The organism is Aquimarina sp. RZ0 (genome assembly GCF_008370685.1).
In the GTDB taxonomy this organism is placed as follows: domain Bacteria; phylum Bacteroidota; class Bacteroidia; order Flavobacteriales; family Flavobacteriaceae; genus Aquimarina.
Window position 1 is genome coordinate 31,166 of record NZ_VTZU01000034.1, and the last position, 13,609, is coordinate 44,774.

Genomic DNA, 13,609 nt, shown 5'->3' on the forward strand with positions numbered 1-13,609 from the left:
CCATAAAGTGAATCAAATTATTTCTTAATTCGAAGTATGAAATAAAAACAAATGATTTTGGACAGTAATTTCATTGGAGGATGGTATTATTAGATAATATCGGTTCGTAAAATGATAGGATCATTACTCAACCTTAAAATATTTTCTCATAGAAATAGGCAAACCACTATCCGTAAAACCTTCTAAAGAGATTTCATACTCGCCGATAATATCCGAAGTAAAAAAGCGTACAGTTTTTTTATCATTTTCTAATGTGATGGCCGGCTCCCATAATAGTTGATATCTATAATCAGGAATGCGATCATAAGACGTATCATTTGCGTTATATATTTGTTGAAAATACTTTTTCTCAGCTTTGGGACTGGATAATTTAGTGTTGAAAAAATAATCTTTATTTAAGTTCTTCTGATAGATTCTGTCTATTGTTTCGATACTTAAAATACCTTCAAAGATCATAGATCCTAAAAAATATCGATCTCTTATAAAATGTATACTCTTTACTTTTCTGGCGTCATACTCCATAATCTGCTCGTGTTCTTGTATAAGGATACCATCAACAATCAGTAAAGGAGTAAGATCTTTATTTTTTAAACTTGGATAATTTCCATTAATGATAAATATCTGATCTCCGTTTTTATTTTTTCTAGTACCTACACCATTCACGATTTCTGTTACGGTTTCCTTTATGGTAGGAAATCTAGTGAAATCGTCTAATTCATAACTTTCTTTTTGAGCACCATAAAAAGCTTTGTAGATTTTGGGTTCCTGAATAGAATCCGGTTTTAGATTAAAAAAAATATTATCGATTTGATTATAGATGCTTTTAGAGATGATAGTTTCTTTTTGTTGTCTGGTAATTTTAAAGTTGTAAAAATCAAGGCTTGGATATTCAATTTTCGGGAATTGATGTATTTTGATACGATATTCTTTTTTATGCTTCCCTAATACTTGGATAAGAGCACTAGTAGTGTTGTGTCTTTTATCTAAATTAAAAATGAATTTTCCGTTTTTATCTGTAGATACTATTTTTACATCATCCGCGGTGCCTGGTACTGATAAGGCAATTTTTACAGAGGATACAGGAAATGTAGTGTCTCTGGGAGTTATAGTGCCGTAGATCAATTCTCCTCTCATCTCTGGTAAAAAAAATGAAGAGCCTACCGTTTTTTTTTGGTTTAAAGGAATGTTTTCTAATTGAAAAAAATCAATCGATGTTATCATATTTGAAGTAGAAAAATCACTTTTTTTTCTGACAGAAATAGATAAGTTTCCAGTTATGGGAGTGGATAAAGTATTGAAGATTTCTATAGATACCGGACTTCTTTTTTTGTAGATCTCTTTATGTAAGGTTAATGCAATGCCGTTTTTTGGTTTCCTGATAACTGTTTGCTCAATATGTATAGGGTTTTGGGCTATTGCGCCAATAGAATCTAAAGTTTTGTTTTCTAATAGGATAGGTTTTTGATTGCCTTGATAAGGGTTTAAAATACTTATATCTCCCTGAAAAAACATGCTGTTTGGAGCATTGAGCATCCATTGGGTGTATCCAATTAATTTATAATTCCCGGATGGAACATCGACCGGTAGAAAAAAATCGCCTTGTGCTAAACCGTTTTTAAGCTGAACCTTATGTTTGAATATGGATTGTTTCTTTTGATCTATAAGTTCTATATAGGCAATTTTGCTAATATCGCTTAAGAGATTGTTTTTGTTATTAAAACAGTAAACACGATAATATAAATAGGAACCCGAAAATAGAAGAGAGGTATTATAATGAATAAAAATTTTTTCCTTAGGTATAGTGAGATATCCAGCAACTTCTTTTTCATTTTTAAAAGTAGATTGACGCTGTCCCCAAAGACTGGTAATGAAAAAAAATAACGAGTAAATTAAGAATTTTTTAAACATTGAGATATGTTGTTATAACTGTAAATTGTTTATCATAAGAAAAAATTAATCAACCCAATACACTGGTGGAGTACTTTCTCCAAGTGCTGTACAGTCACCACATTGACGACTTACAAAAGCTATCGGTCCAAAGGGTGATGGTTCACGTAATAATACAAATGTATCAAGCTCAAATAATATTAATTGTAATCGTTCAAAAATATCTCTTGGTGGAAGCAGGAGGTCAGAAGGTATAATCTCAGCACAAGTTGGTTCATATTTTGGCGCAAACCTGTCAAAAATGTCAGAGCGATCCAGGAAAATTCTTTTTGATGATACCGAGGAAATATCAAAAATACCTAACACCAGTTCATTGGGGTTGTTTTCTGACCGAATATTCCCAGTGATAAACCCTGGCTGTATTTGCTGGAATAAGCTTTCTGATTCAGAAAAATCTTCTAGTGTTTGATAAAACCCGTGAGCAGCTCTGGATTGCACAAATTGTCTAAGCAGAATACTATAGCGTTCTGCAATTTCAATGTTATCCGCAGGAATAAAACGTACCTGAAAGCCTGTTAATCTATCCTCATCAAGTGAAGCAGTGTTAGTAATCTGTAATGTTTTAGATATAATCTCCTTATAACATACACGTGTGCCCAAGGGTCTGTAACCGAATTCATATTGCGTTTTATTATTAATAAATTCAACTCCAATCACGTCTTTATGGATCCATAATGGTGCGGTGATCCTGTATGTCTCTTCATACTCATATCCATAGAATATAGCACTAGCTGTTGGGTCAAAAGTATCTACAAAAATAGCCAGACCATCAATACCGTCTTCATTAGTAATATGCTTGCCATAGACATTATCAATAGGAGATTGGTTGGGAACTGTTGTTTTTTCTGATCGATAAGACCGACCATCTGTAGTAGTAATAAGTAATTCATATTCTACGCCTAGAGCAGCACTAAATTCATTTTCAGAAATATAAATTCCTGCTTCATTTTGTGTAAAAATATAGTCATTACCCATATTGTCTCTAATGACAACAGTAGCTCCCATTTCTATAGAGGGCCCTTCTTCTTCAAACCGAAAGGTTCTGCTTAATAGAATTTCCTGATGTTTTAATTCATCCGTTATTCTGGCATTGATGACTAAAATGCTTTCAAACCCTTCGGTTTCAAATTCAATTTCTTCAACACAACTGGAAACTACAATAGCTGATAATAGTGCTAAAAGAATATGGGTTATTTTTTTGCCGAGAAGAGAGAACTTAATATACTTCATAGCTCTTAGAATTTAAAATTATAAGTAATCGATGGAACAGGTACAGAAAATATAGAGCTTTGAAAAGCCTTGACTTCTCCATCGGTAGTTACAAAAAATACAGAAAGAGGATTGTTACGCCCTAGTACATTATAAACCGATATGGTAACAAAACTATGTGCTAATTTCTTGCGCTTATGAGTTCCTTCTATATTCAGTCCTATATCTAATCTATAAAAATCAGGAATTCTAAATTCATTTCTATTACTAAATACAGTAAATTCTGAATCATTGAAATCAAAATTGCCTATGGGAACGGTAACAGGTCTACCGGTTTGATATACAAAATTAGTAGATAGACTAAAACGTTTGGTGAATTTATAATTAGTAACCAGACTAAAATCGTGTGGTTTGTCGAAATTAGAAGGAAAAAAATTACCACCATTCACTCTTTCTTCATTAAAAGGACTGTCTAATTGTATCAGTGAGCGTGCATAGGTATACCCCAGCCATCCATATAATTTTCCTTTCTGCTTTTTGAGCAAAAATTCTACTCCGTAGGATTTTCCGTTTCCCTGTAAAACTTCGGTTTCTATATTTTCGTTAAGTAATATATCAGCACCGGTCTTAAAATCGAGAATATTTTTAGATTTTTTATAAAAACCTTCAAGACTTACTTCATAGGCAGCATCATCCAGATTTTTATAGAGTCCTAAAGAATACTGCTGAGCACTTTGAGGTTTAATGTTAAGATCCGAAAGTTTCCAGGTGTCTACGGGAGAAGCAGTGGTATTATTGGATAATACGTGGATGTATTGAAAAGTCTTGTTATAAGCGGCTTTTAGTGAAAAATCTTGTCCAAGTAAATAACGCCCGGATATTCTATATTCCGGCCCTCCATATGTTTTGATTACCTCATTTTTGTCAAAAGATAAAGTTTCCCTAATCGTGCTTTCATCTCTAGGAACGCCATCTTCATATATATTCTGTGTGCCTTCTCCCAAAGTATTGAAAACAGAAAACCGAATACCAGCATCAAAAGTTAATTTTTTATTGAGATCCATTTTTCCTGAAAGAAAAGCTGCCGATTCCAGACCACGTTCTTTTTCTATAGTTCGAGGGGTTAAAATAGATTCATTTATTGGTAGAATTTCTCCAGGTTCTACTGTATACAATTTACTCGATAGCCCATAATCAAATTTAAGGCGGTCACTATAATTGTACTTGAATTGCAATTTCAACAAAGTTTCGTTAATACGATATCCAAGTTTGAAATCATCATCTGATTGACCATCAAATTCTATATCAAATGTATATTCACTATTTGTTATAGCTATTTTTCCCGTATTTTTATCGTTGAATCTGTACTTCCATATAAGAGATAATGCGCGATTATTATAGATGTACAAAGAATCTGAAGTGATACTAAAATCATCTCTACTTACATATGCTGTTGCCTCGATTTTTGATTTCTTACTGATCTGATGATTGTATTTTGCGATGGCATCATAAAAGGAGGCTTCACTGTTTTTTAAAGATTCTTCATCCAGAGAGTTTAAAACCCAATTTGCATATGCTGCTCTTCCCCCGATCATTAGTCCAGATTTTCCCTTGACTATCGGTGTTTCCAGAAGTAAATTTCCTGTAATAGGACCTATCGAAGCTTCTCCTTTAAATTTATTAATATTCGCACTTTTGGTCTTTAAGTCAAAAACAGAGGATAATCGCCCGCCATATGATGCCGGGATACCATTTTTATAAATACTTACATCCCCTATAGCAAATGGATTTAGTGCAGAAAATATTCCAAAAAAGTGCTGAGGATTGTACACCACAGCGTCATCTAATAAGATGAGGTTCTGGTCAGATTTACCACCTCTTACATTGTATCCCAGTGCTCCTTCTCCAGCAGTTGTAATACCCGGTATAGAAGCGGCGACTTTTAGAACATCACGTTCTCCAAGGACTAATGGGATGTTCTTGGATTCTTCAACATCTACTGTTATTTTAGTGACAACATCTTCGATGTTTTTTTTAGCTTCTGCATTCAGGATAACTTCGTCTAATAATTGTATGTTTTCGATGAGATTAAAATCTAACGAACCTTTGTTGTAGATAATGACTCTTTTTTTTTGGCGTTCCATTCTTTCAGAAACAACTTCTATAAGGTAAGTGCCTGCTGTTAACTGAATTTCATAAAAGCCTTTGCTGCTGCTCTTTATACCTGCATCATTCCCATTAACTACAATTATTGCATTAGCAATAGGCTTATTGGTTTGTAGGTTTTTAATATTCCCAGACAAAGCAAAAGATTGACCAGAAGTTTTTTCAGAAGCTTTTCCGATACGAATCGTTTGTATATTAGGGGATTTTTTATGATTTCTAAAAACAGGAGAAATATTCTTGTTAATTTTTGTGACGGATGTATCGTTCTCCGGATCTTTCCCAAAAAAACCTTCAGGGAGTTTGTCATAAATAATAGTATTGGGAGATAGTATTATAGCATTCTTGTCTAAAACATGAAAATTGAGGACTGTGTTTTTTAACAGATCTTCTAGTAAAGCTTTGATTGTAATATCCTGATGATTTCCAGAGATATTTTGGTAAGGGGTCAGCCATGATTTCTGAAAATAAAATGTATATGTTGTTTTTTCTTCGATTTGATATAAAATAGATTCTAAATCAGATGTGTCATAAGATATACTTATGAGCGATTCGTTTTCTTGTGCCGTTACAATTTGAATGCAAAAGAAAAAAAAGAGTATATATCTGATCATAGTATTAAAATTCATTTTTTGATACTGATGGTGTAATGATTTGATCGAATAATCTTATCAGGAAAAGGTCGTGTTCTTTTTTTAGTAACCTCTTATGAGTTTTATAAAACTTTCTGATTTTCTCTTTTGCTTCAGGAAAAATTTTAATGATATCTGATTTTGACTTGATGTTTTTATACATTCCTTCATAAAATAAGATATATTTTGTGACACCCAGATATTCATAGTATAATCGATTACTTTCGGATGTCTCAATATGCTTTGATTTTGATTTCTTTTGCCTTTTTAATACCATCAACTCATCTGATTCCAGAAGGACTTGATGAAATCCAGAGACAAAGTGGGTGTTGGTTTTTATACTTTCGAGCCTAATGAACTTAAAATTATTGATTACAAATGACTCAACTTTGTCAGAAACTAATTGTATTATCGATGGAGCCGAAGGCGAATTTAGTTTTACTATTAATGCATCGATTTCCTGATTATATTTCATATTTATATCATAATATGTCTGCCCATCATAAGTGATAGAACCTTTTAACGGGTCATTTGAATAAAAATAAGGGTGCTTGTCTTCAAAAATTTTGTTAGCATCTAGATTTACAAATTGCTTTCCATTGTTTAGCCCTGTATGTTCTAGTCCAATTACCTGATCAAACCAGACATAGAACATTGAGTCATTCTCTCTTGTTTGACCAGCTAGAATACTAGGTGCTACCGAAAAAACAAAGATGATTTTTTTTAAAAAGCTTTTCATTCCTTACCTTAAAATATAGAATTTGATAAACATTAGGGTTTTCTAAAAACCTAACATTTATTTATTAGTTATATATATTCAATGGATTCAGTATATAATTCTGAATATTGAATTTTTCTTGTTCAATAGTTGTTTTTTTTAATATAATCATTTATAAGTTTTGAATATATAAAAACGGAAATTTCAATAATCTACTTAAAAAATATTTGAAAATGGTTTTTCCCTAATTTTGAGCAACGTTTAATTAAAATATCTAAAAGAATTATAATTAAATACTTTATTTTTTTAAAATTATCCACTTGTTCCATGGATGCCATTATGCTTCTTAACATATTGACTGTTTAGTTTATCTGTATGAAAATTCTTCAAATCACTCAAAAAAAAGCATGTTTTTATTTTTTAGGCACTTTTTTGTAGACCACAACCTTACTTTAATTAGATATTTCTTAAACTTAGTTAGGATTAAAATAAAATATAATTAAATTTTTGTTAAATTAAATTTTATGACTTTATTATCTCTGAAAGAATGAAAATAATTAATGAAGTAAAAACTCAAAAGGAGTAAAAATTTATAATAGTAATGGGTTTTACTTAAAAAAAACGCTCTTTAATTTTATAAAAACTCATTACGGGATTAAAATCGATTAAAGTTGCTTTTAGTCGAAAACTAATGATTTAAATAGATCCTATTTTCCTTTATGAAAATGTAGAATTCTAATTTCAATGTAAGTTATAGAACTATACCTAAAATTGAAGATATGAATGATGAATTAAATATTGAGGATTTAAGACTGATTATACATAATCTTATTACTTTTATAGTAGTTGAGGGTAAGGTATATGTAAAAAACAATAAGAAGCACGAATATGTAACTAAATATGTATACTTATTGGCAAAAGTTATACATCAAATCGATGAAGAAGAGCAGATATCTATTGTCAAAGAAATTGCAGATGATATTTCTAAATATATCGAGTAAGAGATCTCAAAATTTCTATTGTATATAAAGGCTTTTTAAAACTAAAAAGACTTTCTTTTTTTATTTGGGTTTAGTTATATACTTTTAATATCTTAAAATGTAAAAAAACCAAATCTTTATATAGTGACTGAGCAAGAGCATATTAAGCAATTAGAATTAGAGAATAAGAAACTTCAGGAGCAGTTAGCATTAATAAAAAAAAAGAAAGAGAAAAGAAAGAGTGTTGGTTTTTGGCTGCTTAAGAAATCAAGTATTCCTTTATTGGGTATTCGGTTAAAAAAAAGTATAAGTAATGCTATTCAGGAATACAAGACAACAAAATCCGTCTCTGTAGATACTGTCTCTGATGTTTCTTCTAATATTATCTGGCGTATCACCAGAATTGGTGTTTTTGGATTCTTTATTACATTAATACCATCATTAATTCTATTTGTTCAGACTTGGCTGGTTATTAATCAAAATGTTTTAGTAGGAAATCAGAATACTTTAATCGAAGCAGAACGTCGGTCTTCATTAGTTTTTATTATGGATAATCTACTTTCTGATCTTAGTGAAGAATTAAAGTATAAAGGATCTAGCGAACGAAATATAAGTCCGGTTCTGGAAGCCAGAATAGCAACACTGTCAAGAGCGATGAAGCCTTATAAATATGAAGAAGATGGAGAACTTATTGATAAAGAAATAAGTCCGGAGAAGGGGCAGCTCTTATTTAGTTTAATTCGGAGCGATTTGGCAGATCAGTCATATCGGGAAATTCTGGATGCTTCTGATTTTAGTTATACATATTTTAAAGATATATTTTTAGGAAGAGGTGTCAATCTAAAATATATAAACTTAAACCATTCGAATCTATACGAAGTAAATTTGCCGGCAGTAAACTTAGAAAGAAGTGAACTAAAAAATGCGAATATGCAAAAAATCAATCTCTCTGATGGAATACTTATACGCGCTAATCTTACCCATGCCAATCTTACCCATGCAGAATTATTAAGTATTAACCTTACCAATGCCAATTTGTTCGGGGCAAATTTAACCGAAGCTGATCTCACAGAAGCTACCTTATGGGGAACCAAATTAGAAGAAGCAATATTGACAGATGTTATATTAGATAATGCAATTGTACATAGAGAAGATTGGATATCTTATGTTGCTGATTCTTTAGATTTAAAAGGAGCAGAGGTGCTAGGAGATAAGTATTATATTAAGAAACAGGGAAAACAGCAGTTCATTATTGTTGCAAAGAAGTGATTTTTTTTGCTTTTTGTTTCTTAAAAATAAGGCTATGTATTTTTTCAACCAACCAATTACCTGCCGGAAAATACAATGCAAAAAATAATGCCATTCCCAAACTAAAATTCTGCGGATTGAACAGTTTATCTAACATATTATCAGGATATACATATGAGGTTTGTAACCAATATCCGAGGAATTCCAGAATCCCCATGGCGACCAATCCATATGCATATTGATTAAAGAATGTATTCCCTCGTAACAAAAGAGAAATTGGAACCATATATAATATATAGCAAGTAATCACCTGCCACCAATATGTGAATTTGGCAATTTCCATGGTTGCTCCGAACTGATTCATTCCTAATCCCCATAAAAAATATACAATTATGTATATTAGTATCAAATTGGCAGGAGTGTTTTTTAGTTTCCTTACAAGTGGTAGTAGGATTTTCTTCATAATTACAGATCAATTTTTGTTACGGTTCTAAACCAGGGTTTTTTTAAAACAACAAATTTTTTAACCTCACTTTTCAGTAAAATATCTTTCAATTCCTGTATAGAAAAGGCTCTTTTTATGGCTAATAAACCATCTTTTTTTGCTGTTTGTGAAATGGGCAAGATAAAACTAGAAAATTTAAATAAATAATAAGCCATCTTACTTCTATATAGTTCACTAAATATTATATGATCTACTTTTTTTGTTTTTTTTAGAAAATGGATAAGCGCATCATCCCTAAAATGATACATAAAGTGGCTACTAATTAATATGTCACATTGAGGAACCGTGAAATTTTCATCAAGAATATTTTTTGCAATAAAATGAATATTCTCATAATGGTTGTATTTTGATGTAGCATACTTTATACTTTGTTTATTACCATCAATACCTGTAAACGAAGCTTTAATGCCTTTTTTATGAAGTTTATAGGCTATTGTATGGATACTGTCTCCGCCTCCACAACCCAGATCTACAATATGAACAGATGCTTTTTCTGAATGGAGGCAATACGCTAGTATACTTTTATATAATTGCTTATGATTACCAAAAAGTTTGTTAATCAATCGCAGACTGGAAAGAGTTTTTTGTAATGTAATACCAGATAATGAAAGATCATCCAGCTGTTCTTTTGTATGTAATCTTATTTGTGAATTCAAAAACCTGTAGTTAAAGATTAATTAGTCTCAATATTAATAATAACTTTACAGTGAAAAGTAAATTACATGATTTGTATGGGTGAAGAATATTTGAATAAAATTATAAAAAACAGAAGATCTGTTTTTCCGTCACAGTATAATAATACTCCTGTTTCTAAAAAATTTATTGAACTTTTATTAGAAAATGCAAACTACGCGCCTACACATCGATTAACAGAGCCGTGGCGTTTTAAGATTGTTAGAGGAGAAACAAAGAATAACTTAGGTGATTTTTTGTCTGATACCTACACAGATATTACTCCAGAGGATCATTTTTCTCCTTTTAAACATAAAAAGATTCAGGATAAATGTAATTCTGCTGATGTGATAATTGTTATTTGTTTTCAGAAAGATCTTAAAGAGCGGGTTCCAGAATGGGAAGAAATCGCTGCTACAGCCATGGCAGTACAAAATATGTGGCTAACATGTAGTGTCCATCAGATTGGGTGTTATTGGAGTAGTCCACTACTTATAAAGTATATGGGTGATTTTTTTGATTTTGAAGAAGGCGAGCGATGTTTAGGCTTTTTTTATATCGGAAATTACAATAAAGAGGAAGAATTGACGGCTAAAAGAAAGCCTATAAATGAAAAGGTACAATGGTTGGATTAAAAAAAGCCATCAATATTGATGGCTTTTACATATTCTAGAGATAGTATCTCCATTAGTGTTTCTTCTTCAATGCGTCCTTAGCGGCATCTGTAACTTTTTCTGCACCTTCTTTAGCCGCATCTACAGCATCACCAGCAGTTTCTTTAACAGCTTCCACTGCTTCTCCTGTTGCTTCTTTAGCCGCATCTACTGCATCACCTGTAGCTTCTACTGCGTCGTCAGCAGCTTCTTTAGCCGCATCTACAGCTTCATTGGTAGCTTCTGCAGCTTCATTGCCAGCTTCTTTTAATGCTTCTCCAACTTCTTCTACAGCTTCAGAAGCAGTGTCTTCTTCTTTTTTGGTATCTCTACAAGAAGTAACAGATACAGCGAGCGTTAGAGCAATTGCTCCTAAAAATAATTTTTTCATAATTGATAGTTATTTGGTTGTTTTTAAACGACAAATTTAACCTTTTATTTTAGATCTTATTTTTTTCTGTAAGGTATTTCCAATAACGCCTGGGAATATGCTGAAGGTGAAGTTTCGTATTTTTTCTGGATTTTATGTTTACATTTTTAAAATACGTATGCCATAACTCCTGAAATTGCTGCTCATTTGGTGCAAGATTTTCGGAAGATATTTTTGAGTTTACTTTTGAGAAAAAATCTAATTGAACCGTATCGATAGTTGTCAAATCGTAATACATTCCATACGCTCGCTTGATGTCATAAATTAACCATCTTTGATCTGCATACCGATCTTTAAAGTGGTTCATAATAAGTGGTAAAACATTAAAATCTGGTTCTATAATTGCCACGTAGATGTTGTCTTTAGTAAGCTGAAAACGGACAAACGCCTCCATTCTATGTTTTTCTCTACTTACCATTTTGGCTACCTGACTTATTTTAAGAATATTCTTGTTACTAAAATCAATATTTTTAGCGCTTGGTGATCTCAGAAAGATATTTTGCAGGTAGCATAAAAGAGTATTTTCAACACCTTTTATTTCACTTAGAAAAGCTTTAAAAAAATCTTGTTGCTCATTAGAAGTTGTTTTTGCTGTAAATCCAACCCATACCCTTTTTGCTTTATGCTCTTCTGTAATGACATCGTGGGTTACTGTGAACAATTGGTTGTTAGGGAATGATTTATTTCGGATTATTGGATGTTTTATTTTTTGCTCGTAGATTAAAAAAACAGTGCTTAAGAACCCATCAAAACTTCCGTCATATAGCAAAATCGTTTGTGGGTGCATGAGATAAATTGATATTAAGAAAAAAGACTGAGTTGCTGATTAAAATAGTTGTTGTACTTACTCTTAGAAGTTTTTAATATTTTGTTTTTTAGGGCTATAGGAGATAGTTCTCCAGTGTAGAATTCCCTCGAATTACAGGTGATAAAATACTGAGCTCTATTCAGAGAGATTCCTATGGCTTTTAGATGCGTCCAATCCAGATTTCTGAATTTTCTGGCTTGCAGTATTTTGTAAACAGATTGCATACCAATTCCAGGAACTCTTGCCAGTATTTTTTTATCAGCAGTATTAATATCTATCGGAAAAAGATTTAAGTTACGTAATGCCCATCCCAATTTAGGATCAATATCTAAATCGAGATTTTTATGCGAGTCATTTAAGATTTCTTGAACAGAAAAACCATAAAATCTCAACAACCAATCTGTTTGGTATAAACGATTTTCTCTAAGCACAGGTACTGCTGTACCCAAAGAAGGAAGGCGATCATCCATCAAAACAGGGATGTAGCCGGAATAATATACTCTTCGCATATTAAATTTTTTGTAATAATATGCGGCAGAACACATGATATCACGATCGCTTTCTCCTGTAGCACCAATTATCATTTGGGTACTTTGACCAGCGGGTGCATATCTGGGAGTACTCTTAATGATTTTCTGTTCGGATTTATATTTAATGATTTCATTTTTCACTTTTTCCATTGGTTTTATGAAATCTTCGTGTTTTTTATCCGGAGCTAATAATTTTAATCCAGAGATAGTAGGAATTTCTATATTAACACTCAATCGATCCGCATATAATCCAGCTTCTCGCATTAACTCATCGCTAGTGCCTGGAATTGATTTTAAATGAATATATCCATTAAATTTTTCTTCTAATCTAAGTTTCTTGGCAACGGCAACTAGTCGTTCCATGGTGTAATCAGAATTTTTAAAAATACCAGAGCTTAAAAACAATCCTTCTATATAGTTTCTTCTATAGAAGTTAATTGTGATATCTACAACTTCCTGAATTTTGAAGGCAGCTCTTTTGATATCGTTACTTTTTCTGGTAACACAATAGGCACAGTCGTAGATACAGTGATTGGTAAGGAGAATTTTTAAAAGAGATACACATCGACCATCTTCTGTATAACTATGACATATTCCCATTCCCGTATTATTGCCCAAACCTCTATGATGGTTTGATCGTTTGCCTCCACTGCTGGCACAGGATACATCGTATTTTGCAGCATCTGCAAGAATAGATAGTTTTTCGCGAATTCTGTTAAATGACATAGGTGTTTTCTGAAAGTTTAATTTGATGCTTTAGTGATCTAAAAACTTCTTCTATGTCCACAAGAATTTGATGGTCTGTAAACTTTAGGACTACTATCCCTAATGAGTGGATGTGTAGTTTTTTGAGCATATCTTGATTGTATACATCAGAGAATTCGTGAGCATATCCATCTATGTCTATAGCTATTTTTAATTTTGGACAATAGAAATCAAACGTATAATTATCAATGTTATAATTTCTGAGAAAATGAAACCCCTTCGTTATTAGTCTTTTATGTAGTTTTTCGATTACAGTAATAGAGTTATTTAAGGAATGTTTGATTATTTTTTCGGGTTCAGGTTGATGTAAGATGATTTGAGATGTCATATTGGTCGGTTTAACATGTAA

General features: G+C 31.9%; 13 protein-coding genes. 3 read left to right on the top strand and 10 right to left on the bottom strand.

The window, feature by feature from the left end; translation table 11 throughout:
- Nucleotides 1–123: 123 nt before the first annotated feature.
- Genes F0000_RS13975 through F0000_RS13990 form a run of 4 tightly spaced genes read right to left on the bottom strand, consistent with a single transcriptional unit; the run spans nucleotide 124 to nucleotide 6,690 of the window.
- Nucleotides 124–1,908 (bottom strand): hypothetical protein, encoded by a 1,785-nt coding sequence (locus F0000_RS13975; protein WP_149625338.1) that lies wholly within the window; start codon nucleotides 1,906–1,908, stop codon nucleotides 124–126.
- 45 nt (nucleotides 1,909–1,953) lie between these two features.
- Nucleotides 1,954–3,177 (bottom strand): DUF4249 domain-containing protein, encoded by a 1,224-nt coding sequence (locus F0000_RS13980; RefSeq protein ID WP_149625340.1) that lies wholly within the window; start codon nucleotides 3,175–3,177, stop codon nucleotides 1,954–1,956.
- Between the two features lie 5 nt (nucleotides 3,178–3,182).
- Complete coding sequence (locus F0000_RS13985; protein WP_149625341.1) at nucleotides 3,183–5,933, bottom strand: carboxypeptidase-like regulatory domain-containing protein; 2,751 nt, start codon at nucleotides 5,931–5,933, stop codon at nucleotides 3,183–3,185.
- A 4-nt stretch (nucleotides 5,934–5,937) separates the two neighbouring features.
- Complete coding sequence (locus F0000_RS13990; RefSeq protein WP_149625342.1) at nucleotides 5,938–6,690, bottom strand: hypothetical protein; 753 nt, start codon at nucleotides 6,688–6,690, stop codon at nucleotides 5,938–5,940.
- A gap of 758 nt (nucleotides 6,691–7,448) precedes the next feature.
- Between F0000_RS13990 and F0000_RS13995 the strand changes: the two genes are divergently transcribed.
- Nucleotides 7,449–7,670 (top strand): hypothetical protein, encoded by a 222-nt coding sequence (locus tag F0000_RS13995; RefSeq protein WP_149625343.1) that lies wholly within the window; start codon nucleotides 7,449–7,451, stop codon nucleotides 7,668–7,670.
- A gap of 123 nt (nucleotides 7,671–7,793) precedes the next feature.
- Complete coding sequence (locus tag F0000_RS14000) at nucleotides 7,794–8,918, top strand: pentapeptide repeat-containing protein (RefSeq protein WP_149625345.1); 1,125 nt, start codon at nucleotides 7,794–7,796, stop codon at nucleotides 8,916–8,918.
- Here F0000_RS14000 and F0000_RS14005 read toward each other — a convergent pair.
- Nucleotides 8,899–9,360, bottom strand: a complete 462-nt coding sequence (locus F0000_RS14005; RefSeq protein ID WP_149625346.1) for a hypothetical protein — start codon at nucleotides 9,358–9,360, stop codon at nucleotides 8,899–8,901. The two genes, F0000_RS14000 and F0000_RS14005, sit on opposite strands and share 20 nt — an antisense overlap.
- Before the next feature lie 2 nt (nucleotides 9,361–9,362).
- On the bottom strand, nucleotides 9,363–10,058 hold the full coding sequence (locus tag F0000_RS14010; protein ID WP_188112125.1) for a methyltransferase domain-containing protein: 696 nt from the start codon (nucleotides 10,056–10,058) through the stop codon (nucleotides 9,363–9,365).
- A gap of 75 nt (nucleotides 10,059–10,133) precedes the next feature.
- Here F0000_RS14010 and F0000_RS14015 point away from each other — a divergent pair, with 75 nt between their 5' ends.
- Nucleotides 10,134–10,709, top strand: a complete 576-nt coding sequence (locus tag F0000_RS14015; RefSeq protein WP_149625349.1) for a nitroreductase — start codon at nucleotides 10,134–10,136, stop codon at nucleotides 10,707–10,709.
- A gap of 52 nt (nucleotides 10,710–10,761) precedes the next feature.
- Here the strand turns inward: F0000_RS14015 and F0000_RS14020 are convergent, their stop codons facing one another.
- From F0000_RS14020 to F0000_RS14035, 4 genes are read right to left on the bottom strand one after another with little or no spacing between them, the layout of a single operon-like run.
- Complete coding sequence (locus F0000_RS14020; RefSeq protein ID WP_149625350.1) at nucleotides 10,762–11,118, bottom strand: hypothetical protein; 357 nt, start codon at nucleotides 11,116–11,118, stop codon at nucleotides 10,762–10,764.
- Nucleotides 11,119–11,167: 49 nt separating this feature from the next.
- On the bottom strand, nucleotides 11,168–11,944 hold the full coding sequence (locus F0000_RS14025; RefSeq protein WP_149625351.1) for a TIGR03915 family putative DNA repair protein: 777 nt from the start codon (nucleotides 11,942–11,944) through the stop codon (nucleotides 11,168–11,170).
- A gap of 14 nt (nucleotides 11,945–11,958) precedes the next feature.
- Nucleotides 11,959–13,221, bottom strand: coding sequence for a putative DNA modification/repair radical SAM protein (locus tag F0000_RS14030; RefSeq protein WP_149625352.1), 1,263 nt, complete (start codon nucleotides 13,219–13,221; stop codon nucleotides 11,959–11,961).
- Complete coding sequence (locus F0000_RS14035; protein ID WP_149625353.1) at nucleotides 13,211–13,588, bottom strand: endonuclease domain-containing protein; 378 nt, start codon at nucleotides 13,586–13,588, stop codon at nucleotides 13,211–13,213. Before F0000_RS14035 ends, F0000_RS14030 begins: the two co-directional genes overlap by 11 nt.
- Nucleotides 13,589–13,609 lie beyond the last annotated feature (21 nt).